Origin of the sequence: Demequina sediminis, from assembly GCF_030296675.1 — a bacterium.
GTDB lineage: Bacteria > Actinomycetota > Actinomycetes > Actinomycetales > Demequinaceae > Demequina > Demequina sediminis.
The window spans coordinates 1121507-1147142 of sequence record NZ_AP027736.1; the positions used below are offsets into that span (position 1 = coordinate 1121507).

Sequence of the window (25636 nt, forward strand, 5' to 3'; positions counted from 1 at the left end):
TCACGTCGCCTCCGCTACGGCACGCGTTCGCCCCTCGTCGCGACCGTGAGCAGGACCGCACAATCGGACAGCGCCTCGAGACTGTGGCGTTCTCGCGGGATCCGCAGGTAGTCGCCCTGGTCCAGGTCCACCGCGCGGTCCAGCGCGACCACGCGTACCGCACCGCGCAACACGAGCAGCGTGGCCTCCCCGGGCTCTCGTGATCGCCCAGGCGGTGACCCTGCGCGAGGGCGATCACCGTCTGACGCAGGTCGCTGTCGCGGTCCCCCATGAGCGTCGTGGCGTGACGCCCGCTCGAGGCTCCACGAGCGACCTCGAGTTCTCCGTCGACCAACGCGTCCAGCCTCGTGACGTCCATGCGTACCCCTTTCCCCCGCCCATTCAACGCCCTCGGCTGGATCGGCGCGCGGCGACCGCGGCATCGTCCCTCCCCGCGTACCCTTGAGCGGTGTGAGCGACATCCCCACTCCGTACGAAGATCTGCTGCGCGACGTGCTGGCCACCGGGACGCCCAAGGGCGACCGCACCGGCACAGGAACGTTGTCGGTCTTCGGCCGTCAGATCCGCTTCGACCTCGCCCAAGGCTTCCCGCTCATCACCACCAAGCGCGTGCACGTGCGCTCAATCGTGGGCGAGCTGCTGTGGTTCCTGCGGGGCGAGACCAATGTGCGGTGGCTCCAGGAGCGCGGGATCACGATCTGGGACGAGTGGGCCGACGCGGACGGCGAGCTGGGCCCCGTCTATGGCTACCAGTGGCGTTCGTGGCCGACGCCCGGTGGTGGTCACGTCGACCAGATCTCCGAGGTGATCGAGCAGATCCGCACCAACCCCGACTCGCGTCGGCTGCTGGTGTCCGCGTGGAATCCCGCCGACATCCCTGACATGGCGCTCGCGCCGTGCCACGCGATGTTCCAGTTCTACGTCGCCGACGGCAAGCTCAGCTGCCAGCTCTACCAGCGCAGCGCGGACCTGTTCCTGGGCGTCCCGTTCAACATCGCGTCGTATGCGCTGCTCACCCACATGATCGCGGCGCAGACGGGCCTCGCGGTCGGCGACTTCGTGTGGACCGGCGGCGACTGCCACCTCTACACCAACCACCTCGAGCAGGTGGAGCTGCAGCTGTCGCGCGAGCCGTACCCGTACCCGACGCTGCGGCTCGCCGCGAGGGACTCGGTCTTCGACTACGACATCGACGACGTGTCGTTCGAGGACTATCGCCATCACCCGGGCATCAAGGCTCCGGTCGCGGTCTAGCCGGTGGCTGTCAAGGCAATCTGGGCGCAGGCGCGCGACGCCGCCGGCCGCCCCGTCATCGGTCGCGGCGGGACGATGCCGTGGCACCTTCCCGCCGACCTCGCCCACTTCCGCGAGGCCACCCGCGGCGGCGCGGTGATCATGGGCAGGCGGACGTGGGAGTCCCTGCCGCCGCGCTTCCGTCCGCTGCCGGGCCGCGTCAACGTGGTCGTCACGTCGGGAGAGGCACCGGAGGGCGCCCAGCGGGCGGCGTCCCTTCCCCAGGCCCTCGAGCTGGTGGCCGCGTTGTCCCCCGGGACGGACGCGTGGGTCATCGGGGGCGCTCGGCTGTTCGTGGAGGCGCTCGCGGTGGCGGAGGAGCTCGAGGTCACCGAGATCGACATCGAGGTCGAGGGCGACACGTTCGCACCGGAGGTGACGGCCGGGTCGTGGGCCGCTTCGGCCGGACCGTGGTCGGCGACGGATGACGGGCCGCGCCATCGCTTCGTGACGTACCGACGCCGGCCGTGAGGGCGGGGCCACCTGCCGACTCGGTGGCCCACGGGGAGCGTGCCAGGATGAACCGCATGACCTGGACCGTGCCCGCGCGCATCGAGACCGAGCGCCTGGCCGTGCGCCGCTACGTGCCCGAGGACGCCGCGGCGATGTCGACGGTGATCCCCGCGAACCGCGAGCACCTCGCCCGCTTCCTGCCGTGGGCGGTGGCCGAGCCCGTGAGCACGTCCGAGCGCGCGGCCACCGTGGCGCGCTTCATCGCCGAGCACGAGCAGGGTGCCGACTTCCCCATGGGCATGTTCGACCGCGCGACGGGCGACTACGTGGGCGGCAGCGGCTTTCACACGCGTCGAGGGCCAGGCGTCCTCGAGATCGGGTATTGGATCCGCGCGGACCGTGAGGGTGAGGGGCTCGTCACCGAGGCGGTTGTCGCGCTCACGCGGGTCGCGCTCGCGTATGCGAAGGCCGCGTCGGTGGAGATCCATCACGTGCCCGGTAACGTGCGCTCAGCCGCCGTGCCGCGGCGCGCAGGCTTCACCGCGCGCGGGCTTGCCGCGCCGCTCGGGGACGAGCCCGCCATGGAGCGGTGGACCATCGATGCCGCGGCGCTGCGGCGCGAGCCCTCGCCTCGGCCCCTCCGCCACTCCTGTTCGACGACGCGGGCACCGCGCTGGCGTGGCCGGCGTGAGTCTCGACACGGCGCGCCAGCACGCGTTGTCGGTGTCGCTTGCGACCGGCGCGTACGGGCTCAGCTTTGGCGCGCTCTCCGTCGCGGCCGGACTCGACGTGTGGCAGACCCTCGCGCTCTCGCTGCTGGTGTTCTCGGGCGGTTCTCAGTTCGCCTTCGTGGGTGTGCTGGGGGCGGGCGGCGGTCCGTGGGCGGCCGTGGCCACCTCGACGTTCGTCGGGATCCGCAACGGCTTCTACGGCGTGGGTCTTGCCCCCGTCCTGAGGCCGATGCGCGGGTGGCGACGCGCGTGGGCGGCGCAGGTGACCATCGACGAGTCGACCGCGGTCGCGCTCGCGCAGCCCCACGACGACCTCGAGGCACGGCGCACGGGCTTCTGGTGGACGGGCGTGGGCGTGTTCCTCGCCTGGAATGCGATCACGGTGGTGGGGGCGCTGCTCGGATCGCGCCTGGGCGACCCCGCCGACTGGGGACTGGACGCCGCCGCGGCCGCGGCCTTCCTCGCCCTCGTGTGGCCGCGTCTCGCGTCGCGCCGCGCGCAGGCGGTCGCGGGCGCGTCCGCGGTGGTCGCCCTCGCATTGACTCCGGTCGCGCCGGCCGGTGTTCCCGTGCTGGCCGCCGCCGCGGTCGCGATCGTCGCCGGGTGGGGGCATCCGCGTCCCGAGGAGGTGCCGGAGTGAGCGCCTACGTGTGGACGTGGATCGCGATCGCCGCCGCGGGCCTCGCGGCATGGGCGACCAAGCTCGCTGGCCATACGGTGCCGGAGGCGTGGCTCGACAATCCCCGCGTGCACAGGGTCGCCGCCTTCGTGACGGTCGCACTCCTGTCCGCGCTCGTGGCGGTGCAGACCTTCGGCTCGGGACGAGGGCTGACCGTCGATGCGCGCGTCGCCGCTCTCGCCGTGGCAGCAGTCCTGCTGTGGAGGCGTGCGCCGTTCATCGTCGTGGTCGCGGTAGCCGCGCTCGTCGCTGCGGGTCTGCGCGCGCTCGGTTGGGGCTGACTCCTACGACACGTGGTTCAGCACGAAGGCCACCAGGAATCCGGTGGCGGCGCTGAGTCCGGTGGCCCAGTGGTCCTCTTCGAATGCCTGGGGAATCATCGCGTTGCACACCATCGCGAGCAGCGCCCCCGCGGCTACGGACACGATGATGGCGAGCATGGCTATCGAGACGCCGGCGAGTGCCCCGGCGCCCACGACACCCGTGACCACGGCGATCGTGGCCACAGCGCCCCACAGCGCGAGGATGCTGCGGGGCGACCGACCCGCGCGGCGCATCGCGACGCTTCCCGCGCGGCCCTCGGAAATGTTGCTCAGCGCGATCGCCACGACGACTGCCCATGGGATGGTGCCGCCGAATTTCACCGATAGGCCGATGGCGACCGCCTCCGGAATTCCATCAAGCAGTGCGCCGACTGCGAAGGCGCCGCCAGCCCCAGGAGCGTCTCCGCCGCGCCGCGACGTGATGTTGCGCGAGGCGCGCTCGCGCCGGGCCCTGCGCGCGGCGACGCGGGCCACCAGTCGGTCTCCCGCCACATAGATGACGGATCCCCCGCAAACCCGACCACAACCGGTCACACGCCGCCCGCCTCGCTGGCCTCGACCACAGGCTCGAGCGCGAGCGTCGCGAGCATGACGCCCGCACCGAACGCCATGACACTCGCGACGGCGCGTCGAGACACGTCCCAGCTCACCGCAATCACCGCGCCGATGAGCAGCGTCCCGATGCCGAGCCCCGCCGCCACCACCGTGGCGATCGCGTCCATGCATCCACGCTCGTGCTGTACGCCTAGTCTTGACCGCATGATCCACGCCGATGTCTCCGCCCGTCCCGCCGTCCCCGGAGACGAGGAGGCGATCGCGCAGATCCAGTTGGCCTCGTGGCGGGCGAGCCTGGGGGCCGCAATCGAGGATCTGGCCGCGGATCAGATGCGGGCCCAGTGGTCCACGGCGATCGCCCAACCGCCGAGCCGCGAACACCGGGTCTTTGTTGCGTGCGACGGTCCCCACGTCGTCGGCTTCGCTGCACTCACGCCCACGGAGATCCTGGCGCTCGAGGTGGCACCCGATCACCGTAGGGTCGGCCACGGGTCACGGCTGCTCGCCGCGTGCATCGACACGATCCGGGCTCAGGGCCGCAGCGAGGTCAGGGCGTGGACGCTCGAGGCTGACGACGCGCGGCGCACCTTCCTTTCCTCTGCGGGCCTGGCGGAGGGCGGCGTCCGCCGGACCCTCGAGGGGCCCGCGGGTGACCTCGTCGAGGTCATGTACCGCGCTTCCCTCGCTTAGCGCGCACTCCGGAAGAGGTCGGCGGCGTAACGCAGCGCCTTGCGCGCCTGGGCCTTGTCCTTGACCGCCTCGTAGGCGAAGGCGAGGTGGAACCACGCGACCCAGTCCTCGGGCGCAAGGTCGACCTCGCGGCGTGCGAGCTCATAGACATCGGTGGCGGCCTCCTCGGTGAGGCGGCCGCTCGGCGTGCGCTCGCCGTCGTGCAGGGGGAGCCGACCCTCCGCCTCGAGGCGCGTCGCCATCCTCTGCACCACCATCCCCAGGCGCCACTCCGCGATCAGGTACCACACGGCGATCACGGGAAGCACCAGGAAGAGTGCGCCCAGGGCCTTGGCCACGAGGGAATCGTCGCGCAGCAGCACGACCGCGCGCCCGGCGACGAGCGCGACGTAGATGCCGAGCAGCGCCGTCACCGCGGTCGCGGCAAGGAGCGCCGGGCGGCGCATGAGACTCACAGCGACATGTACCCGTCGAGACCCACGGTGAGGCCGGGGTGGCGGGCGACCTCTCGCACGCCCAGCAGGACTCCGGGCATGAAGCTGATGCGGTCGAAGCTGTCCGTGCGGATCGAGAGTTGCTCGCCGGGGTTGCCGAGCAGGATCTCCTCGTGCGCCACGAGTCCGCGGAGGCGGACAGCGTGCACGTGGACTCCGTCGATGACGGCACCGCGCGCACCGTCGGGGTCGTGAGTCGTGGCATCGGGCGAGGGAGCCACCCCCGCCTCCGCTCGCGCGGCGGCGATGGCGCGGGCGGTGTGGAGAGCGGTGCCCGAGGGGGCGTCGACCTTGTCGGGGTGGTGAAGCTCAATCACCTCGACCGATTCGAAGTAGCGGGCGGCAGCAGCGGCGAAGCGCATGGACAGCACCGCGCCCAGCGCGAAGTTGGGCGCGATGAGCACGCCGAGCTCGGGGCGCTCACGAAGATGCTCGTCGACTCGGAGGAGCGCCTCCTGGGTCCATCCTGTGGTGCCGACCACCGCATGGATACCCGCGTCGATCAGCGCGTGGACGTTTGCCTCGGTGACGTCGGGCACGGTGAAGTCGACGGCCACGGTGGCGCCGGCGCGGGCGGCCTCGGCGATGTCGTCACCATGGTCGAGTGCAGCTACGACCTCGAGACCCTCGGCCCCCGACACCGCATTCACGACGTGTGTTCCCATGCGCCCCGCGGCGCCCAGCACTGCGACAGAAATCATGGCCACCAGCCTAGGCGGTGCCACGGTGGCGTTCGCGCGTGTGGGGGTATCTGGGTGGGGGGTGAGGGTGCGCGGGTACGACGCGCGGCGACACGACGTGCGCGAGTACGGCGTGCGCGGGCGGCGTGGGGTGGCGGCGCGTGGTCATGCGGCAAGTACTCACGCGACGCGTGGGGGCCTGGCGTGGTCATGCTGCCTGCGGTGGTGCTTGGGGTGGGTGGATCTCGAGTGCGTGTTTGCCTCCCTGGATGGGGGTGCGGGTGGGGTCGACCGATGCTGGTGGGATGAACCACACTTCGGTGGCCGACGTGCGGACGGTCCAGCCGTCGTCGTGGAGTCGATGGTGGCAGCGGGTACACAGCATGAGTCCGTCGCTCAGGTTGGTTTCGCCGTGGTCGCGGTCCCATTCGTTGACATGGTGCGCGTCGCACCACGCGGCCGGGGCGTGACAGAACGCACATCCCCCATCGCGTTCGATCAGTGCGAGGCGTTGCGCAGGCGTGAAGAACCGCACCGCACGTCCCAAATCCATGGGTAGCGAGTCGCCGCCGCACACCATCGGCAGGATCTGGGCATCCACCGCCATCAGCCTCAACTGCTTCGCGGTCAGGGGTGTCGCCATCGAGTCGCAGTCCCCGACCCCCAGCCCGGTCCGTAGTGCCTCTTCCGACACGCGCACCACCACGGTCGTCGATGCCGCCGTGCCGGGTTGGGTGCAGCGCAGCCCATGCCTGGCCAAGTCCGCCAGGGCGTCAACACGCATCCAACCGGCCTCCCGCGGATCACGCGACGTGTCGCCCGCATCGCGCTTGTGGGCAAAGCCTGCCCGTACCCGAGCATCCAGGAACGCGATCAACGGCGCCGCGCAGACGGGATCGAGGAGCCCGTTGACCGCGACCATGCCGTCCACGGTTTCCTTGAAATGCAGAAAGCGGGCCTCGTGGACGCGTTGTTCACGCTCGAGCGTGTGGTCCACATCCCACGAGGCAAGAACCTGGCGACCGGCGTGACGCAGATCCTCCAGCGACGCCTTCTTCGCCTTCACGACCAGCGCCTGCTCCACCTCGGCGCGTTCACCGTCACGTCCCTCACCGGAGCACTGGGCAATCACCTCACTCACCAGTGCCGCCTTCGCCGCCGACACCTCACCCGCTGCGAACGCGTCAGCCACGACTGGACGATGTGAAGAGCCAGGATCGAGCATCGTCCCGGCAGCGATCAAATCCCTGGCGCTACCCCGCGTACCGCCGGTCGCCGCCGCCACCATCGCCACCGCATTACGAAACCCCTGCCTGCGCGCCAACCCACCCCCAGCTCAGGAGAAGACCTCCGCGCCACCTCCCCCGCCACCATCGCGACCGGCACCTCCACCACACGAGCCAGACGCGCCACCGTGCCCTGCAGAGACACCACCTCCGCATCCGACAACGCGCCCAACTCCCGCCCCTCAAACACCCGCAACTGCGCGACCACACCAGCCACCACATCGGCCACATCGGCGGCCACGGCAGCGAGGGAAAGTTCCATAAGAACAGTCAACACACAGGGTCAGACAATCACGACAAAAGGGGCACGCCTCCAGGCGAAGAAAAACTAATACCAGGCATCTCGCCCGGTGACCGCCTCAGACTCAGGCCGGCCCGACCCGCACCGACACCCGCTCACGCGTCGCGAGGTCCGCCGCCAGCGCGCGCACCTGATCGGCGGTCACGGCGTGCACCTGCTCGAGCATCTCGGAGATCGACCACAGGTCGCCGAAGACGAGTTCGGCCTTACCCAGCCGCGACATCCGCGAGTACGAGTCCTCGAGCCGCAGCACCATCGATCCGGCGATCTGACCCTTGGCGCGCTCGAGTTCGCCGTCGGTCACGCCCTCCGCCATCCGCTCGAGCTCGCTCGCCATCAGCCGCGAGACCTCGTCGGCCTTCGCCGGCGCGCAAGCCGCGTAGATGCCGAACACCCCCGTCTCCGTGCTCGGCGCCCCGAACGAGTACACCGAGTACGTGAGACCCCGCTTCTCGCGAATCTCCTGAAACAGCCGCGAGGACATGCCGCCTCCCAGGATCGCGTTGTAGACCGCGAGCACGCTACGGCGCTCGTCGGTCGCGGAGAATCCCCGCGTTCCGATCAGCACGTGTGCCTGCTCGAGCTCGGTGCGCGCGATCCTGACCTCGGGCGTGAGCGTCGCTTCGACCCGCGCGTGACGGTCCCTGCGGCCCACCGGCGCCACGCCGTCGGCGAGGTCCCAACCGCCCGCCGCCAGGGCATCGGCCACCCACGCGCACACGGCATCGTGGTCGACTCCCCCGGCGGCCGTCACGATCAGTCCCGCCGGCGTGTAGTGCGTGCGGTAGTGCGCGTCGACCGCGTCGCGGCTCACCGCACGGATGATCTCCGGCGTGCCCCCGATCGGCCGGCCGAGCACGTGTCCGCCCAGCACCGCCTCGGTGAAGCGTTCGTGGATGACGTCGCCGGGGTCGTCCTCGTTCATCGCGAGCTCCTCGAGGATCACCCCGCGCTCCATGTCGAAGTCCGCCTGATCGAGCCGCGCCGAGGTCACCATGTCGAGCACGACGTCGATCGCCATCGGCAGATCCGTGTCGATGACCCTGGCGTAGTAGCAGGTGTACTCCTTGCCGGTGAGCGCGTTCGACTCGCCGCCGACGCGATCGAAGGCCTCCGCGATGTCGAGCGCACTGCGGCGCGCCGTGCCCTTGAAGAGCAGGTGCTCAAGGAAGTGGGTGGATCCGGCGTGCTCGGGGGCCTCGTCGCGCGAGCCCACCCCGATCCAGGCGCCAAAGGTCGCGGACCGCATGCCGGGGATCTGCTCCGTGAGGACGCGCACCCCGCCCGGAAGAACCGAGCGGCGAATGAGCGCACCGTGGTCCTGTTCGATCGAGAGGTCGGCGCCGATCGCGCCCGCGTGCACGAGGGGAAGCATGTGAGGCATGAGGGCGAGCCTAGTCGGGCCGGGCGACAGGACGATGCCGTGGCCGAGCGGGCGTCGCGCCCCGAGACGCCGCAGGGGCGGCCGGGTTGCCCCGGCCGCCCCTGCGGACGTCACTGCTGAGTGAGGATCAGGCCTCGTCGGTCTCGTCCGACTCGACGGACTCGGCGCCCGCCTCCTCGACGACGCCGAGCGACAGCTTGCCGCGCGGGTCGACCTCGGTGATCTCGACCTGGATCTTCTGGCCGATTCCGAGCACGTCCTCGACGTTCTCGACGCGCTTGCCGCCCACGAGCTTGCGGATCTGCGAGATGTGCAGCAGACCGTCCTTGCCGGGCGACAGCGAGACGAACGCGCCGAACGCGACCGTCTTGACCACGGTGCCGACAAAGCGCTCGCCGACCTCGGGGACGTGCGGGTTGGCGATCGCGTTGATCGCCGCGCGCGCGGCCTCCGCCGACGGGCCGTCGACGGCGCCGATGAACACGGTGCCGTCGTCCTCGATCGAGATGTCGGCACCCGTGTCGTCCTGGATCTGGTTGATCATCTTGCCCTTGGGGCCAATGACCTCACCGATCTTGTCGACGGGCACGCGCACCGTGATGATGCGGGGCGCGAACGGGCTCATCTCGTCGGGCTCGGAGATCGCCTGCTCCATCACGGAGAGGATGTGGACGCGGGCGTCGTAGGCCTGCTTGAGCGCGCCGGCCAGGACCGAGGCAGGGATGCCGTCGAGCTTGGTGTCGAGCTGGATCGCGGTCACGAACTCGGAGGTACCGGCGACCTTGAAGTCCATGTCGCCGAAGGCGTCCTCCGCACCGAGGATGTCGGTGAGCGCCGCGTAGCGGGTCTCACCGTCAACGGTGTCGGACACGAGGCCCATCGCGATGCCTGCGACGGGGGCCTTGAGGGGCACGCCGGCGTTGAGCAACGACAGGGTCGAAGCGCACACGGAGCCCATCGACGTCGAGCCGTTCGAGCCGAGCGCCTCGGACACCTGACGGATCGCGTAGGGGAACTCCTCGCGCGACGGCAGCACCGGCACCAGGGCACGCTCGGCGAGCGCACCGTGGCCGATCTCGCGGCGCTTGGGGCTACCCACGCGACCGGTCTCGCCCGTGCTGAACGGCGGGAAGTTGTAGTGGTGCATGTAGCGCTTCTTCGTCTCGGGGTTAAACGAGTCGATCTGCTGCTCCATCTTGAGCATGTTCAGCGTGGTGACACCCATGATCTGGGTCTCGCCGCGCTCGAACAGCGCCGAACCGTGCACGCGGGGCACGACGGCGACCTCGGCCGACAGCGGACGGATGTCCGCGAGGCCACGGCCGTCGATGCGCACGCCGTCCTTGAGGATGCGCTGGCGCACGGCCTTCTTGGTGAGCGAACGCACCGCGGCGCTGATCTCACCCTCGCGGCCGGCGAACTGCGCGTCGAGCTGCTCGTGCGCGGACGCCTTGATCTCGTCCAGGCGCGACTCGCGCTCCTGCTTGTCGGCGATCGTGAGCGCCTCGACGAGCGCGCCCTCGACGGCACCGGCCGTCGCCGCGTAAACGTCGTCCTGGTAGTCGAGGAAGCGCGGGTACTCCCGCACCTCCTTGGCGGCCTTGCCCGCGAGCTCGATCTGCGCCTCGCACAGCGCGCGCAGGAACGGCTTCGCGGCCTCGAGGCCCTCGGCCACGACGGCCTCGGTCGGCGCCTGGGCGCCCTCGGAGATGAGCGCGAACGCGTCATCGGTGGCCTCGGCCTCGACCATCATGATCGCGACGTCGTCACCGGCAATGCGGCCGGCCACGACCATGTCGAAGACCGCGCGGTCCTTCTGCGAGTACTTGGGGAATGCGACCCACTGGCCGTCGATGAGCGCGATGCGCACACCGGCGATGGGGCCGGAGAACGGCAGGCCCGACAGCTGCGTCGACGCCGAGGCGGCGTTGATCGCAAGCGTGTCGTAAGCGTCGTCGGGGTTGATCGACAGGACGGTGATGACCACCTGGACCTCGTTGCGCAGGCCGGACACGAAGGTCGGGCGCAGTGGACGGTCGATCAGGCGGCAGGTGAGGATCGCGTCGGTCGAGGGGCGACCCTCGCGACGGAAGAACGAGCCGGGGATCTTGCCCGCGGCGTACGAGCGCTCCTCGACGTCCACCGTCAGGGGGAAGAAGTCGAAGCCCTCGCGGGGTGCTTGCCCGCCGTGGTGGCGGACAGCAGCATCGTGTCGTTGTCGAGGTAGGCCGCGACGGTGCCGGCGGCCTGCTGGGCCAGGCGGCCCGTCTCGAAGCGGACGGTACGGGTGCCGAATCGACCGTTGTCGATCGTGGCTTCGGCGAACTGGATTTCAGGACCCTCCATAGGGTGCTCCTTGCGTTCGAGCAGGCCAGGCAAGGATCAGGACCGAGTCCCTCACTGATCGTCAGTCGAAATGCTCAGAATCTCCCCGCCTCGCGGGGGATTCTGCCCATCACCACCGAGGATCAGCGTCCGCTGGCCTGCCAGGTTGTATCGGGTGGCTCCGGGAGACCGGGCCGCAACAATCGTAGCAGTCGGGGCGGACGATGCCCGGGTCGGGACACGCGGGCGGCCTCCGTCGCCCTCGGCCCGGGTACGCGAAAGCCCGGCCGCTGCGACCCTTGCGGGGAGCGGCCGGGCTGACGCCTGGCGGGGCTGCGACTAGCGGCGCAGGCCCAGACGCTCGATGAGCGAGCGGTAGCGCTCGATGTCGACGCGCTGCAGGTAGTTGAGCAGGTTGCGGCGACGACCGACGAGCAGGAGCAGGCCACGACGCGTGTGGTGGTCGTGCTTGTGCTCCTTGAGGTGCTCGGTGAGGTCCTTGATGCGCTGCGTGAGCATCGCGATCTGAACCTCGGGGGAACCGGTGTCGCCCTCGCTGGTTGCGTACTCGGCCATGATGGACTTCTTCACTGCTGCGTCGAGCGCCACTGTGTTCTCTCTTTCGGTCGTTGCGCGGAGCACCCGGGCCTGTTCACCGGGGCACTGGAAACCGCGGCCGTTCTTACGGCGACGGTCAAGCATACCGGACGGGCGCGCTCCCCCGCGACCGGGCGGTCGGCGGCGAGTGAGGGACGATGCCGCGGCTAGGTCTCGCGTCGCGGCGGCTGTTCCTCGCCGGGCCTGCGCACGGGAATCTGCGTCGACGTCACGGGACGGCCGCGGCCGAACAGCGGATCTCCCGCGTGGGCACCCTCATCGCGCGCGGGTCCGCCGATACCCGACTGCGGGATCGGGCCGGTGGGCCCGATCTCGGGGGCATCAGCCCGCGCCCCTTGCCTCCTTCGCGGAGGCGTCGCTCGACGTAGGTCGCGAGTCGCGACACCGTGAGGTTGATAAGGATGTACACGCTCGCGCCCACGAAAAACAGCGGAATGACGTACGTGTCACCGAAGTAGTCGCGGTTGGTCTTGATGACCCGCAGCAGCTCCGGGTAGGCGACGATGTAGCCGAGCGAGGTGTCCTTGAGCAGCACGACCACCTGGCTCACGAGAGCGGGGAGCATGATGCGGACCGCCTGCGGCAGCTCGATGAGCAGCGTGGTGCGCATGGTCGACAGCCCGATGCTCAGCCCCGCCTCGCGCTGACCGCGAGGCAGGGCGGCGAGCCCCGCGCGCAGCACCTCCGCGACCACGGCGGCGTTGTAGACCACGAGCCCGAACACGACCGACCAGAACACGTCCCAGCCGAACGCGAACTTCGCGAGGGCCATGAGCATCAACACGGGCAGTCCGCGCGCGAGCTCGGTGGTGACGGCCGCGCTGCCCGTGAGGAGGCGCAGCCGCGCACCCCGCCTGAGAATCGCCACCGCGCCGCCGAGTGCGAACGCGAGGGGCGCGGCGACGGCCGCCGCGTGAAGCGTCGCGAGCAGCCCCTTGCCGAGCGAGCCCCACACGTCGCCCGCCGTCTGACCCTTGGGGGATCCCACAGCACCGCCCAGCGCTCGTCGAAGACCCCGCGCTGGTAGAACGCGTACGCCCCGTACGCGAGGGCCCCGGCGAGCAGCAGCGAGAACACCACGTTGAGAATCCGGTCGAGGCGCTTGGCGCGCGGCCCGGGGGCGTCGTACAGCACCGATCCGCTCATCGCGCGAACGCCACCCTTCGCTCGACCTGTCCCGCGATGAGACCCAGCGGGATCGTGATCACCAGGTACAGCAGCGCGACGCCAAAGAACACGAACAGCGCATCCGTCGGATAGCGCGTCATGAGGCGCAGCTGCACCGCGACCAACTCGGTGAACGCGAAGCCTGCGGCCACCGAGGTGTTCTTGGTGAGCGCGATGAGCACGGAGATCAGCGGCGGAATCGCGGTCCGCCACGCCTGCGGCAGCACCACTTGGGTGAGCGTCTGGCCGAACGTGAGTCCGATGCTGCGCGCGGCCTCAGCCTGACCCAGTCCCACCGAGTTGACTCCCGACCGCAGCGCCTCGCACACGAAGGCGCTGGTGTACAGCGTCAGGGCGACCACCGCGGTGCGGAACCCGAGGTCGAGGACGATGCCCAGGCTGGGGGCGACGAAGACCCAGAAGAAGAACATCAACGTGAGCGGGGTATTGCGCACGATCTCGACGTACACCGTTCCCACGCTGCGCAGCGGGCCCACGGGCGACACGCGCATCGTCGCCAAAATTGTTCCCCACACGAACGAGAGTGCACCGGACGCGGCGGCCAGGGACAGCGTCGCGAGGAAGCCACCCCAGATGAAGCCGAACTCGTCGATGAAGACCTGCATGCTCTCCTCCGCACATGCCGTGCGGCCCCTCGCTCGAGGGACCGCACGGCGATGGCGTTACTCGATCTCGTACCGGTCGACCGTGGGAACCTCCGGCTCGGGCAGGACGGTGCCTGCGGTGGCGTTCCAGGCCTCGAGCCAGCGTCCGTCCTCGAAGATCTCCTCGAGGACGTCGTTGATCCACATGCGGAACTCGGTGTCCTCCCGTGCGAGGCCGATCCCATAGGGCTCCTCGGTGAACGGCTCGCCGACCACCATGAACTCGCCGTCGGACTCCGCGACGTAGCCCGCGAGGATCACGTTGTCCGTGGTGACCACGTCGACCTGCCCGTTGCGCAGCGGCTCGAGGCAGTCGGTGTAGGCGCCAAAGAGCTGCAGGTTGGCGTCCGGGTAGTTGGTGGCGATGTTCTCCGCGGGCGTCGAGCCCTCGACCGAGCACACGTTCTTGCCCGCGAGGTCATCCGGCCCCGTGATGTCGGTCGTGTCGGACATCACCATGAGTGCCTGGCCCGCGTTGTAGTACGGGCCGGCGAAGGACACGAGTTCCTTGCGGTCGTCGTTGATCGTGTAGGTCGCGACCACCAGATCGACGGTGCCGTCCTGAATGAACGGCTCCCGGTTGGCCGAGACGGTCTCGACCCACTCGATCGAGCCCTCGTCGATCCCGAGCTCGGAGGCGAGGATCTTGCCGATCTCGACGTCGAAGCCCTCGGGAGCACCGCTGGGTGCGAGCAGACCGAACAGCGGCTGATCGAACTTGGTGCCGATCGTGATCGACCCGGCGTCAGCGAGCGCCGCCATGGTCGATCCCTCGGCGAACTCGCCCATCTCACCGCCGCCGGCAGTGCCGGACTCCTCCGGCTCTCCCTCGCCCGACGAGCACGCCGCGAGCGCAAGCGCCGCGGCCACTCCGAATGCGGCCGTGGCCGCCCTCCTCCGCATCATCATGTCCTTCTCCTCTCCCCGGCCTTGTGGGCCCTGGCTTCGGTGCGGGTGGTCAGTGCGTGAGGATCTTCGACAGGAAGTCCTTCGCGCGCGCCGACGTGGGCGCGGTGAAGAACGTCTCCGGATCCGCCTCCTCTTGAATCTCGCCGTCCGCCATGAAGACCACGCGGTTGGCCGCGCGGCGGGCAAAGCCCATCTCATGAGTGACGACGATCATGGTCATTCCCTCGTGCGCGAGGTCCGTCATGACGTCGAGGACCTCGTTGATCATCTCGGGGTCCAGCGCACTTGTGGGCTCGTCGAAGAGCATCACCTTGGGCGACATCGCGAGAGAGCGCGCGATCGCGACGCGCTGTTGCTGACCGCCTGACAGTTGAGCGGGAAACTTGTCCGCCTGGTTCGCGACGCCCACGCGCTCGAGGAGCGCCATCGCCTCGGCGCGCGCCTGCGCCTTCGGCGTGCCCTTGACCTTGATCGGCCCCAGCGTGACGTTGTCGAGGATGGTCTTGTGGGCGAAGAGGTTGAAGGCCTGGAAAACCATGCCGACGTCAGCACGCAGATGAGCGAGCGCCTTTCCCTCCTGCGGGAGCGGCCTGCCATCGACCGTGATGGTGCCGGAGTCGATCGTCTCGAGCCTGTTGATCGCGCGACACAGCGTCGACTTCCCCGACCCCGACGGCCCGATCACGACGATCACCTCGCCGCGATCGACCCGCAGGTCGATGTCGCGGAGCACGTGGAGGTCCCCGAAGTGCTTGTTGACCTTCTCCAGCACCACGAGCGCGTCGTTTGCGGCAGGCATCTTTCGACCATAGCCCGCAAATCGGACGCTGTCGCGGTCGTGACCCTTTCGGGACCCAAACTTAATGGCCTGGTAACACTCCGCCGCGGCGCCTCAGTCGCGCAGCCCGAGCCGCTCCCTGGACCAGTCGACGTCCTCGCCAAGCGCGGCAATGAGCGCCTCGAGCGACCCGAAGTCCAGCATGGGCCTGCGCCATTCGACCAGGTCGAGCGCGACCTCGGCGTCGTAGAGATCGAGCCCCGTCGCGTCGATCACGTACGCCTCGATGCGGAGGTCCGTGCCTCCCACCGTGTAGTTCATGCCGAGGCTCACGGCGGCGGGCAGGCGCACGTCCGCGAGGCGTCCGGCGTTCGCATTGCCGCGCGCATCGAGGACCGTGAGCCACGCCGCGTACACGCCGTGGCGAGGAATCATGCCGGCCGTGTGGTCGAGGTTCGCGGTCGGGAAGCCGATCTCCCTGCCGAGCGCATCCCCGTGGATGACGGTGCCGCGCAGCCGGTGCTCGCGCCCGAGCACCTCGGTCGCGGCGGGCAGGTCGCCCTCGTCGAGCAGCTCGCGCACCCACGTCGACGACCACCGGCGTCCCGACTCCGAAAGCGCGCACGCGTCGTCGATGATCTCCACCTCGAAGCCGAGCTCGGCCCCCAGGCCGCGCATCGTCTCGACGTCTCCCGCGTTGCCGCGTCCGAACTTGGTGTCCCGGCCCACCACGACGCTCGTCGCGCGCATGCCTGACACCAGGTAGTCGCGCACGAACTCCTCGGGTGTCTGGCGCGCGAAGTCGAGCGTGTAGCGCACCACCAGGACGCCGTCGAGGCCGGTCGCGGCAAGACGCTCGAGCCGGTCGTCGAGACCCGTGATGAGTTCGGGGGTGTGCGCGGGGTCGTGCACCGCCTTGGGGTGCGGATCGAAGGTCATGGCGAGCGCGACGTGCCCGCGGGCGCGCGCGTCCTCGACCATCGCACCGAGCACCGCCTGGTGACCGCGGTGGACCCCGTCGAAGTTGCCGAGCGTGACGACGGCGGGACCCAGATCGGGGATCTCCGCGAGCGAACGCCACACCTGCATGTCGGTCATTGTGCCGCACCGTCGGGAGCGGACGATGCCGCGGCCGGCTCGAAGACGACCGTGGGCTTCGCGCGCGGCCCCTTGGGTTCGATCACCGCGATCGCGCGCGGCCCGTGCGCGATCGCGACGGTCGGGCCGTCGACGATCGCGTCGATGAACTGCCCGTAACCGAGCGCCCGTGCGTCGTCGTCGGAGACCTCGAGCACCGGCAGGGTCGCGGCGGCGGCCTCGGCAAGGCTCACACGAGGCAGCGTCTCCCCCGCCTCGACCAGCGCGCCCAACTCCTCGAGCGTGCGGGCCCGCGACAGGTCGAGCCCGCCCACGCGCGTGCGGCGCAGGGCCGTGAGGTGTCCCCCGACGCCGAGCCCCGCGCCCAGGTCGCGCGCGAGGGCGCGCACATACGTGCCCGACGACACGTCGACGCGCACGTCGACGTCGACCACCCCTCCCGCGCGACGCACGTCGACCACCTCGAAGCGTGACACCGTCACCGGCCGCTCGGGGAGCTCGACCTCCTCGCCGCCGCGCACGCGCGCGTACGCGCGCTTGCCGTCGATCTTGATCGCGCTCACCGCGCTCGGACGCTGCAGGATGTCGCCGGTGAGGGCCGCGACGCCCCGCGCCAGGGCATCGTCCGTCACCACCGAGGCATCGGCGCGCGAGGTGACCTCGCCCTCCGCGTCATCCGTGACGGTCGCCTCGCCCAGGCGAATGGTCGCGTCGTAGGACTTGTCGTGGCCCACGATGTACGTGAGCAGGCGCGTCGCACGCCCGATCCCCACCACGAGAACCCCCGTGGCCATGGGATCGAGCGTGCCGGCGTGGCCCACCTTGGACGTCTGCGCGAGCCGGCGCACGCGCGCGACCACGTCATGCGACGTCCAGCCCTGAGGCTTGTCGATGACGACGATTCCGGGCGCGGGCTCGGGGCCCCGCCGTCCCACGGCGCTAGACCTGGTCCTCGTCGTCGTGACGGTAGGGATCGGCCTCGCCCGCGTACTGCGCGTTCTCACGCATGCGCATCAGCTCCTGATCCCTCACGTGCGCCTCGTGAAGCGCACGGTCCAGCGACGCCGCCGTCTCAGGAACCGCGTCGAGATGGAACTCGAGCGTCGGGGTGAGACGGATGCCGAGCTGGGACCCCACGAGGGAGCGCAGGCGGCCCTTGGCCGACTGCAGCGCCCTCGCGGTGTCCTCGCGCTCCTCGTCCCCGCCCAGCACCGTGTAGAACACGGATGCCTGCTGGAGGTCGCCCGTCACCCGCACATCGGTGACGGTGATGAACCCCAGCCGGGGATCCTTGATCTCGGTCTCAAGCGCGCGGGCAACGATCTTCTTGATCGTGCCCGCGAGCTTGAGCGCCCGTGCGCTGTCTGCCATTAGGACCTCGGAATCTCGACCGTCTCGAACGTCTCGATGATGTCGCCCACCTGGATGTCGTTGAACTTACCGAGTCCGATACCGCACTCGAAGCCTTCCTTGACCTCCGTGGCGTCGTCCTTGAAACGACGCAGCGTGTCGATGGTCGGCTCACCGATGACGACACCGTTGCGCACCACCTTCGCCTTAGCGTTGCGGCGGATGACACCGGTGCGCACGAGGCAGCCCGCGATGTTGCCGAACTTGGACGAGCGGAAGATCTCCATGATCTCCGCGCCGCCGACCTGGCGCTCCTCGAACTCCGGCTTGAGCATGCCCTTGAGCGAGGACTCGACGTCCTCGAGCACCCGGTAGATGACCGAGTAGAAGCGCATGTCCACGCCCTCGCGGTCGGCGAGTTCCTGGACCCGCTCGGCCGGACGGACGTTGAAGCCCAGGATGATCGCGTTGTCGACCGTCGCGAGGTTGACGTCGTTCTGCGTGACGGCACCCACTCCACGGTGGATGATGCGCAGGTCGACCTCCTTGCCCACGTCGATCTGGAGCAGCGCGTCCTCGAGCGCCTCGACGGCACCGGAGACGTCACCCTTGATGATGAGGTTGAGCGTCTCGACCTTGCCGTCCTCGAGGGCCTGGTTGAAGTCCTCGAGCGAGATGCGCTTGCGACGCTTGGCGAGCTGAGCGGCACGCTCCGCGGCCTCGCGCTTCTCGGCGATCTGACGGGCCGTGCGGTCGTCGTCCGCCACCAGGAAGGTGTCGCCCGCGCGGGGCACGGACGTGAGGCCGATCACCAGGACCGGACGCGCCGGCAGCGCCTCCTTGACCTGGTTGTCGTGCTCGTCGAACATCGCACGCACGCGGCCGTGGGCCGTGCCCGCGACGATCGCGTCGCCCACGCGCAGCGTTCCGGAGTTGACCAGCACGGTCGCCACGGCGCCGCGACCCTTGTCGAGGTGAGCCTCGACGGCCACGCCGCGCGCGTCCTTGTTGGGGTTCGCACGCAGGTCGAGTCCGGCATCGGCGGTGAGCAGGACGGCCTCGAGGAGGTCGTCAATGCCCTTGCCCTGCAGCGCGGAGACGTCGACGAACATCGTGTCGCCTCCGTACTCCTCGGCCACGAGGTTGTACTCGGTGAGCTGCTGGCGGATCTTGGCGGGGTTGGCCCCCTCCTTGTCCACCTTGTTCACCGCGACCACGATCGGCACGTTGGCGGCCTGCGCGTGGTTGAGGGCCTCGATGGTCTGGGGCATCACGCCATCGTCCGCCGCGACCACGAGGATCGCGATGTCGGTGACCTTGGCACCACGGGCACGCATGGCGGTGAACGCCTCGTGACCGGGCGTGTCGATGAACGTGATGGCACGGTCGACGCCCTCGTGGACGTGACGCACCTGGTACGCACCGATGTGCTGGGTGATGCCGCCGGCCTCGCCAGAGATGACGTCCGACTTGCGGATCGCATCGAGCAGGCGGGTCTTTCCGTGGTCGACGTGACCCATGACGGTGACGACCGGCGGGCGGGCCTCGAGCTCCTCATCGGTCTCGGCCGCAAGCTCGGCCTCGATGTCGATGTTGAAGTCCTCGAGCAGCTCGCGGTCCTCCTCCTCGGGGGACACGATCTGGATCTGGTAACCCAGCTCGGCACCCAACGCGGAGAACGTGTCCTCGTCGAGGGACTGCGTCGCGGTCGCCATCTCGCCCAGGTGGAACAGGACGGTGACGAGCGACGCGGGGTTGACGTCGATCTTCTCGGCGAAGTCGCTCAGGGTCGCGCCTCGGCGCAGGCGAATGAGCGTCGAGCCATCACCCCGGGGGATGTTGACGCCGCCGATCGCGGGCGCCTGCTGCTGCTCGTATTCCTGCCGCTTCGCACGCTTGGACTTGCGTCCGCGCACGGGCTTGCCACCCTGGCGACCGAACGCACCCGCGGTGCCTCCACCGCGACCGCGACCACCGGCGGCGGGACGGCTACCGGGAGCGCCGCCGAAGCCTCCGGGGCCACCCGGACGGCCGGGAGCGCCGCCGGGACCGGCCGCGGGGCGCGGGCCGAAGCCCCGACCCGGGGTACCGGACGGGGCACCCGGACGGGCGCCACCAGGGGCGCCGGGACGGCCAGGAGCACCCGCTCCGGCGGCGCCGCCGGGGCGCGGTCCGGGACGGGGAGCCTGGAACGGGTTGTTGCCACCCGGACGCGGGCGCGGACGGGGTCCGGCCGCGCGGTCGCTGAATGGGTTGTTGCCCGCGGGTCGCGGGCGGGGGCGCGGCATGTCGCTGGGCGACGGGGCGCCGGGACGCGCCGCTCCCGGCTTGGCGGCCGAGGAGTCGGCGGCCGATGCCGCGGGAGACTCCTGCGCGGCCGGTGCGGCGTCCGCGGAAGCCGCCGACGCGCTCGAGGCGGGCGCGGGGCGGGGGTCGAGGCCGGCTTCACCGCGGCGGGCGCGGGTGCCGGCTCGGGGGCGGGCTCCGGCTCCGCGGGGGCGGAGGGGGCCGGCTTGGGGCCGGGCTTGGGCGCGCCGGGGCGCGCGGCAGCCGACTTGGCCGCGGGAGCGGCCGATGCTACGGGGGCCGCGGCGGTCGGTGCCGGGAAGGCCTCCTTGGCCTTGCGGACGACCGGGGCCTCCAGGGTGGAGGACGGACCCTTCACGTACTCGCCAAGCTGGTTCAGCTTGGCGATCAGGTCCTTGCTCGAGACTCCGAGCTCCTTCGCGATCTCATGGACGCGGGGCTTTGCCACTTCTCTCCTGTCTCGGCTCGCCCAAGACAGGGTCGAGCCATCGTTACGGCTGGGTGCTCATCGTGAGGTGCTCATCGGATGGCCATGGGCTTTCATCCCGTCTGATTCGATGGGTGGACGCGATCCACGCTAGCCGACCTTGAGGCCGGTGACATCAAGCTCCGCGACGCGCAGCGCGCGGGCGAAGGCCTTCCGTCTCAGCGCCTGTGCGAGGCACTGCGGGTCGGGGTGCAACCAGGCTCCCCGTCCCGGCAGGCTGCGACGCTCGTCGACGACCGCGTGGCCGTCCACGCACGCCACGCGCACAAGGACCGACCGAGACCCCCGACCCCTGCAGCCGACGCACGTCCGCGTGGGCTCCTGGGGAGCGCTCGCGGGGGCGCCGACGTCACGAGACGGTTCTCTCGGCTGCACCAGTCTAGCGGGTCCCGGTCAACGGCCGGAACCGGCGCGCCCTGGCACGTCCGGCTGCTCGTCCGAGCGGATGTCGATGCGCCACCCCGTCAGGCGTGCCGCGAGGCGGGCATTCTGGCCCTCCTTGCCGATCGCGAGCGACAGGTGGAAGTCGGGAACGACGACGCGAGCGGCGCGTGCCTCCTCGTCCACCACGGTCACCGAGACCACGCGCGACGGCGACAGCGCATTGCCCACGAACGTCGCGGGGTCCTCGTGCCAGTCGATGATGTCGATCTTCTCGCCGCGCAGTTCGCTCATCACGGAACGCACGCGCGAACCCATGGGGCCGATGCACGCACCCTTGGCGTTCACGCCAGGGACGGTCGCGCGGACGGCGACCTTCGTGCGGTGGCCCGCCTCGCGGGCGAGGCTCATGATCTCGACAGTGCCGTCTGCAATCTCGGGGACCTCGAGCTCGAAGAGCTTGCGCACGAGGCCGGGGTGCGTGCGCGACAGCGTGATCGACGGACCCTTCTGGCCGCGCGAGATGTCGAGGACGAAGCCCTTGATGCGCTCACCGTGGACGTAAACCTCGGTGGGCACCTGCTCGTGCGGGGGCAGGATCGCCTCGACGTCACCAAGGTCGACGTGGACGTTGCGGGGGTCGGAGGACTGCTGGATCACGCCGGACACGAGCTGTCCCTCGCGTCCCGCGTACTCGCCGAGCACGGCATCGTCCCCCGCCTGACGCAGGCGCTGGAAGATCACCTGCCGCGCGGTCGAGGTCGCGATGCGACCGAAGTCCGCCGGCGTGTGATCGAACTCGGGCAGATCCGTGGGCTCCTGGTCGGGCTCGACGTCCTCGCGCGCGAAGATCGTCACCTTGCCCGACGTGCGATCGAGGTGCGCCCGCGCGTGCCGATAGGCACCCGGGGTCTTGTGATAGGCCGAGAGCAGCGCCTGCTCGATCGCGTCCACGAGCACGTCGAGACGGATGTCCTTCTCGCGCTCGAGGCCGCGCAGGGCCTGCATGTCGATGTCCATGGTTCTACTCTTCTCCCAGCCTCTTCAACTCGACGACGATCCGTCCACTGCGGATCTGACCGAGCTCCAGCCGGCGCTCCTCGCCCTCGACGTCGATCACGACGGCGTCACCGTCAAGGTCGCGCAGGCGGCCCGTGACGGTGCCCTCGTCGAGGCGCAGTTCCACCAGCCGCGTGCGCGCGCGCAGGAAGTGCCTGCGCTCGGTGAGCGGCCGGTCGGTGCCAGGCGTCGACACCTCGAGCACGTAGGGCGTCGAGGGGACATCAGCCTCGTCGAGGGCGGCGCCGATGAGCCGGGCCGCCTCCGCGATCCGGTCGAGGTCCGCGCTGCCGGTCTCGGTTTCGGGCAGGTCCACCGTGACGAAGACGCGCGAGCGCTTGCCCGCGGCGGTCACGTCGACGGCCTCGACGACGAGTCCAGCAGCCTGTGCGGCCGGTGCGGCGAGCTCCGTGATGCGGCTCGAGATGTCCATGGCATCGCCTCCCACGCGCGGCACGCGCTCCGTTCCTGAAATTCGGTCGGTCACATTGTAGGGCCCTGTCGGGGGCGTGTCATGATGTGCCGCATGACCGCCGCCGCCTCCCGGATCGCGCGCACCGCACTCCGACCGGCGGCCGCGATAGTCGCGGCGCTCGTCGCGACCGGCGCGGTCACCGGATGCTCGTGGCGCGCGGAGACTCCCCCGATCGAGCGGCGCACTCCCACTCCCGAGGTCGCGATGCGGGACGCGGCCGCGGTGCGCGAACAGGCGGTACTCGACGCCGCGGGGTCCGGTCTGCTCAAGGAGTCCACCGCACGCACCGCGGCGGCGCACCTTGAGGCACTCGGCGGCGTGTACGTCGCGACGCCGTCTCCGTCACCCGAGTGGAGCGCGACGGCCTCAGAGCCGGTGCCGCAGCACGCCCTCGAGGACGCCGTCAAGGCGGCGATCGAGGGCGCGCTCGATGCCGCGTCCACCGCCGCGGCGTCCGACCCGTCGCTCACGGCGCTGCTGCGCTCGATTGCGCTCTCGCATGCCGTCGCGCTCGACGCGCCTGCCGCGGCGGGAGAGGCACCCGCCGCGCGCCCCATGCCGGGCACGTCCACGGACTCGCTGGTTCCCGCGGAGGGCACCGCAGTGCCTGCCGCGACCCTCGCGGCGCTCGCGGTGGATCACGACCGCGCGGCCTTTGCGCTTGAGGTGGGTGCCGCGCGCGCCGAGGAGGACGAGCGACTCGCTGCCCTCGAACTCGCCGCGCTGCACCGGGCCAGGGCGGCCGACCTCATCGCCCTCGACGGCGTCGACGACGCGCGCGCCGAGCTCTACGCGGTGTCACCCGACTCCGTGGCGAGCCCAGCGTCACGCGCCGCGCTGGCGTTGGCGATCGAAATCGACCTCGCCGAGCGCTACGCGCGGCTTCTGGGAGACGCGACCGCCGACGATGCAGACTGGATCCTCAACGCCTCGTACGACGCCTACGTGCGCGCGGCGTCGCTGCCCGGGTTCGCGGCGACGGATGTCCCCGCGCTGCCAGGGCTCGAGCTCGCGGACTGACCTCGCGGGTTCCTTCGCGGCTCCGCCACACGCGCTCGGCCTCGCGGCTCCGCCACACGCGCTCGGCCTCGCGGCTCCGCCACACAAATTTGCGGCTGCGCCACACGGCCCTCGGCGTGTCGGCGGCGTGTCGCACTCGTGAAGGGTCTGAGGGGACGATGCCGCGCCTCGTTGTGTGGCGGAGCCGCGGGGTAGCGAGCGTGTGGCGGAGCCGATGGGGGAACCGGGGTAGCGAGCGTGTGGCGGAGCCGCGGGGTAGCGAGCGTGTGGCGGAGCCGCCCCCGCCTACTGGACCAGCGCCTCCCTGACGCGCGCCACCACGGTCTCGACGGCATCGTCCACGCGCACCGGCTCGCTCGTTCCGCCGGCCCGCGTCTTGAGCTCGACCTCGCCGTCGGCGAGGCCGCGACCCACGACCAGGATGAACGGCGCGCCGATCAGCTCCGCGTCCTTGAACTTGACGCCGGGAGAGACCTTGGGGCGGTCGTCGTAGCAGACCTCGATGCCGTTGCTCTCGAGGGCCGCGGCGAGGAGTCGGCGGCGTCGAACACCGCCTGGTCCCTGCCCGTGGCGACGAGGTGCACCTGATACGGCGCGACACCGATCGGCCACTTCAGGCCCAGCTCGTCGTGGTTGTTCTCCGCGAGCAGCGCGAGGCAGCGCGTCACGCCGATCCCGTACGAGCCCATCGTGACGACCTGCTGCTTGCCGTTCTCGTCGAGCACCCGCAGGTCGAGAGCCTCCGCGTACTTGCGACCGAGCTGGAAGATGTGGCCGATCTCGACGCCGCGGGCCAACTCGAGCGGCCCCGAGCCGTCGGGGGCGGGGTCGCCCGCACGGACCTCGGCGGCCTCGATCGTCCCGTCGCCGACGAAGTCACGCCCCGCGGTGAGGTCGAAGACGTGGCGTCCCGGCTCGTTCGCGCCCGTGATCCACCGGGTTCCAGGGACGATGCGCGGGTCGAGCAGGTACGGGATGGCAGTGTCGCCCTCGTCGCCCCTCGCGACGCCCTCGGCGCGCGCCTGGGGACCCAGCGCGCCCGGACCGATGTAGCCCTTCACGAGCTGCGGGTGCCGCGCGAAGTCCTCCTCGGTGGCTGCCTCGACGCCGTACGGAGCGAGAGCGGCCTCGAGCCGCGTCATGTCCGCCTCTCGGTCGCCGGGGATGCCCACCACGAGCAGGCTGCGCTCCCCGCGGGTGCCGTCAGCGCCACGACGACGTTCTTGAGGGTGTCGGCCGCCGTCCACGCACGGTCCGCGCGCGGATGGGCGGCGTTCGCGTGGTCGACGAGCGTCGCGATCGTGGGCGTGTCGGGAGTGTCCTCGACGTGCGCGGCCGGTGCGTCCGCCCAGTCGAGCGACGCCGGCACGGGCGTGGTGACCGCCTCGACGTTCGCGGCGTAGCCGCCGGGCGACCGCACGTAGGTGTCCTCGCCGATCGCGGTGGGCGACAGGAACTCCTCCGACTTGGAGCCACCCATCGCTCCCGACGTGGCCGTGACGATCACGTACTCGAGTCCCAGCCGGTCGAAGATGCGGATGTATGCCTCGCGCTGGGCCGCATAGGAGGCGTCGAGGCCCTCGTCGGTCACGTCGAAGGAATACGAGTCCTTCATGATGAACTCGCGTCCGCGCAGCAGGCCGGCCCGGGGCCTGGCCTCGTCGCGGTACTTGGTCTGGATCTGGTAGATCGTCAGCGGTAGGTCCTTGTACGACGAGTACAGGTCCTTGACGAGCAGCGTGAACATCTCCTCGTGCGTGGGCGCGAGCAGGTAGTCGCCACCCTTGCGGTCCACGAGGCGGAAGATGCCCTGTCCGTACTCCGTCCAGCGGCCCGTGGCCTCGTAAGGCTCCTTGGGCAACAGCGCGGGAAAGTGCACCTCCTGGCCGCCCGCTGCGTTCATCTCTTCGCGGACGACCGCCTCGACCTTGGCGAGCACACGCAGGCCGAGCGGGAGCCACGAGTAGATGCCGGGGGCGGCACGCCGGATGTATCCGGCGCGCACCAGGAGCTTGTGCGACGCGACCTCGGCGTCGGCGGGGTCCTCACGCAGCGTGCGGAGGAAGAGCGTGGACATGCGCAGCATGGGCACAAGGGTATCGGGCGGGCGACGGGACGATGCGCGGTT

General features: G+C 70.4%; 24 protein-coding genes and 4 pseudogenes. 7 read left to right on the top strand and 21 right to left on the bottom strand.

Annotated features, from left to right (window positions below; all coding sequences use genetic code 11):
* Positions 1 to 14 precede the first annotated feature (14 nt).
* The gene (locus QUE44_RS05725) at positions 15 to 170 is read right to left on the bottom strand and encodes a cupin domain-containing protein (RefSeq protein ID WP_286216375.1); all 156 of its coding nucleotides are present in this window, start codon (positions 168 to 170) and stop codon (positions 15 to 17) included.
* A 271-nt stretch (positions 171 to 441) separates the two neighbouring features.
* On the opposite strand from QUE44_RS05725, the gene QUE44_RS05730 reads away from it, so the two are divergent.
* The 5 genes and pseudogenes from QUE44_RS05730 (at position 442) to QUE44_RS05750 (ending at position 3437) form a co-directional block, all read left to right on the top strand.
* Positions 442 to 1254, top strand: a complete 813-nt coding sequence (locus QUE44_RS05730; RefSeq protein ID WP_286216376.1) for a thymidylate synthase — start codon at positions 442 to 444, stop codon at positions 1252 to 1254.
* A gap of 3 nt (positions 1255 to 1257) precedes the next feature.
* Positions 1258 to 1764: a dihydrofolate reductase gene (locus tag QUE44_RS05735; protein ID WP_286216377.1), complete on the top strand. Its 507-nt coding sequence runs from the start codon at positions 1258 to 1260 to the stop codon at positions 1762 to 1764.
* A gap of 134 nt (positions 1765 to 1898) precedes the next feature.
* A pseudogene (locus QUE44_RS14025) lies at positions 1899 to 2228 on the top strand (GNAT family N-acetyltransferase); the annotation flags it as partial.
* Positions 2229 to 2433: 205 nt separating this feature from the next.
* On the top strand, positions 2434 to 3117 hold the full coding sequence (locus QUE44_RS05745; RefSeq protein ID WP_286216379.1) for an AzlC family ABC transporter permease: 684 nt from the start codon (positions 2434 to 2436) through the stop codon (positions 3115 to 3117).
* Complete coding sequence (locus QUE44_RS05750; RefSeq protein ID WP_286216380.1) at positions 3114 to 3437, top strand: AzlD domain-containing protein; 324 nt, start codon at positions 3114 to 3116, stop codon at positions 3435 to 3437. The genes QUE44_RS05745 and QUE44_RS05750 overlap by 4 nt, the downstream gene beginning before the upstream one ends.
* A gap of 3 nt (positions 3438 to 3440) precedes the next feature.
* Here QUE44_RS05750 and QUE44_RS05755 read toward each other — a convergent pair whose 3' ends face one another.
* Together QUE44_RS05755 and QUE44_RS05760 are read right to left on the bottom strand one after the other, a co-directional pair.
* Positions 3441 to 3953 carry a ZIP family metal transporter gene (locus QUE44_RS05755; protein WP_286216381.1) on the bottom strand — a complete coding sequence of 171 codons (513 nt, stop codon included), beginning with the start codon at positions 3951 to 3953 and terminating at the stop codon, positions 3441 to 3443.
* A 56-nt stretch (positions 3954 to 4009) separates the two neighbouring features.
* Positions 4010 to 4201, bottom strand: coding sequence for a hypothetical protein (locus QUE44_RS05760; protein WP_286216382.1), 192 nt, complete (start codon positions 4199 to 4201; stop codon positions 4010 to 4012).
* Positions 4202 to 4238: 37 nt separating this feature from the next.
* Here QUE44_RS05760 and QUE44_RS05765 point away from each other — a divergent pair, with 37 nt between their 5' ends.
* The gene (locus QUE44_RS05765; protein ID WP_286216384.1) at positions 4239 to 4724 is read left to right on the top strand and encodes a GNAT family N-acetyltransferase; all 486 of its coding nucleotides are present in this window, start codon (positions 4239 to 4241) and stop codon (positions 4722 to 4724) included.
* Here QUE44_RS05765 and QUE44_RS05770 read toward each other — a convergent pair.
* From QUE44_RS05770 to rimP, 17 genes and pseudogenes are all read right to left on the bottom strand, one after another.
* Complete coding sequence (locus QUE44_RS05770) at positions 4721 to 5179, bottom strand: hypothetical protein (protein WP_425557983.1); 459 nt, start codon at positions 5177 to 5179, stop codon at positions 4721 to 4723. The two genes, QUE44_RS05765 and QUE44_RS05770, sit on opposite strands and share 4 nt — an antisense overlap.
* Complete coding sequence (dapB, locus tag QUE44_RS05775) at positions 5176 to 5919, bottom strand: 4-hydroxy-tetrahydrodipicolinate reductase (RefSeq protein WP_425557984.1); 744 nt, start codon at positions 5917 to 5919, stop codon at positions 5176 to 5178. The genes QUE44_RS05770 and dapB overlap by 4 nt, the downstream gene beginning before the upstream one ends.
* A 187-nt stretch (positions 5920 to 6106) precedes the next feature.
* On the bottom strand, positions 6107 to 7222 hold the full coding sequence (locus tag QUE44_RS05780; RefSeq protein WP_286216386.1) for a DUF222 domain-containing protein: 1116 nt from the start codon (positions 7220 to 7222) through the stop codon (positions 6107 to 6109).
* A gap of 327 nt (positions 7223 to 7549) precedes the next feature.
* Positions 7550 to 8869, bottom strand: a complete 1320-nt coding sequence (locus QUE44_RS05785) for a M16 family metallopeptidase (protein WP_286216388.1) — start codon at positions 8867 to 8869, stop codon at positions 7550 to 7552.
* Positions 8870 to 8996: 127 nt separating this feature from the next.
* Positions 8997 to 11215, bottom strand: a pseudogene (locus tag QUE44_RS05790) (polyribonucleotide nucleotidyltransferase).
* 318 nt (positions 11216 to 11533) lie between these two features.
* On the bottom strand, positions 11534 to 11803 hold the full coding sequence (gene rpsO / locus QUE44_RS05795) for a 30S ribosomal protein S15 (RefSeq protein ID WP_286216390.1): 270 nt from the start codon (positions 11801 to 11803) through the stop codon (positions 11534 to 11536).
* 217 nt (positions 11804 to 12020) lie between these two features.
* Positions 12021 to 12800 carry an amino acid ABC transporter permease gene (locus QUE44_RS05800; RefSeq protein WP_286216391.1) on the bottom strand — a complete coding sequence of 260 codons (780 nt, stop codon included), beginning with the start codon at positions 12798 to 12800 and terminating at the stop codon, positions 12021 to 12023.
* Between the two features lie 154 nt (positions 12801 to 12954).
* Positions 12955 to 13605, bottom strand: coding sequence for an amino acid ABC transporter permease (locus QUE44_RS05805; protein ID WP_286216393.1), 651 nt, complete (start codon positions 13603 to 13605; stop codon positions 12955 to 12957).
* 57 nt (positions 13606 to 13662) lie between these two features.
* Positions 13663 to 14550, bottom strand: coding sequence for a glutamate ABC transporter substrate-binding protein (locus QUE44_RS05810; RefSeq protein ID WP_425557986.1), 888 nt, complete (start codon positions 14548 to 14550; stop codon positions 13663 to 13665).
* A gap of 52 nt (positions 14551 to 14602) precedes the next feature.
* Positions 14603 to 15352: an amino acid ABC transporter ATP-binding protein gene (locus QUE44_RS05815; protein ID WP_286216395.1), complete on the bottom strand. Its 750-nt coding sequence runs from the start codon at positions 15350 to 15352 to the stop codon at positions 14603 to 14605.
* A 93-nt stretch (positions 15353 to 15445) separates the two neighbouring features.
* A complete protein-coding gene (locus tag QUE44_RS05820) occupies positions 15446 to 16429 on the bottom strand; it encodes a bifunctional riboflavin kinase/FAD synthetase (protein ID WP_350226909.1) in 984 nt (327 codons plus the stop codon).
* A complete protein-coding gene (truB, locus tag QUE44_RS05825; protein WP_286216396.1) occupies positions 16426 to 17364 on the bottom strand; it encodes a tRNA pseudouridine(55) synthase TruB in 939 nt (312 codons plus the stop codon). Before truB ends, QUE44_RS05820 begins: the two co-directional genes overlap by 4 nt.
* A gap of 4 nt (positions 17365 to 17368) precedes the next feature.
* Entirely contained in the window at positions 17369 to 17800 is a 432-nt protein-coding gene (gene rbfA, locus QUE44_RS05830; RefSeq protein ID WP_286216398.1) for a 30S ribosome-binding factor RbfA, read from the bottom strand.
* A pseudogene (gene infB / locus QUE44_RS05835) lies at positions 17800 to 20534 on the bottom strand (translation initiation factor IF-2). Before infB ends, rbfA begins: the two are co-directional and overlap by 1 nt.
* A gap of 129 nt (positions 20535 to 20663) precedes the next feature.
* Entirely contained in the window at positions 20664 to 20948 is a 285-nt protein-coding gene (locus QUE44_RS05840) for a YlxR family protein (RefSeq protein WP_286216399.1), read from the bottom strand.
* Between the two features lie 18 nt (positions 20949 to 20966).
* The gene (gene nusA / locus QUE44_RS05845; RefSeq protein WP_286216400.1) at positions 20967 to 21974 is read right to left on the bottom strand and encodes a transcription termination factor NusA; all 1008 of its coding nucleotides are present in this window, start codon (positions 21972 to 21974) and stop codon (positions 20967 to 20969) included.
* A 4-nt stretch (positions 21975 to 21978) separates the two neighbouring features.
* Positions 21979 to 22446 (bottom strand): ribosome maturation factor RimP, encoded by a 468-nt coding sequence (gene rimP, locus QUE44_RS05850; RefSeq protein ID WP_286216401.1) that lies wholly within the window; start codon positions 22444 to 22446, stop codon positions 21979 to 21981.
* A 93-nt stretch (positions 22447 to 22539) separates the two neighbouring features.
* Here rimP and QUE44_RS05855 point away from each other — a divergent pair, with 93 nt between their 5' ends.
* Complete coding sequence (locus tag QUE44_RS05855; protein ID WP_286216402.1) at positions 22540 to 23508, top strand: DUF4439 domain-containing protein; 969 nt, start codon at positions 22540 to 22542, stop codon at positions 23506 to 23508.
* A gap of 285 nt (positions 23509 to 23793) precedes the next feature.
* Here QUE44_RS05855 and QUE44_RS05860 read toward each other — a convergent pair.
* A pseudogene (locus tag QUE44_RS05860) lies at positions 23794 to 25594 on the bottom strand (proline--tRNA ligase).
* Positions 25595 to 25636: the final 42 nt, after the last annotated feature.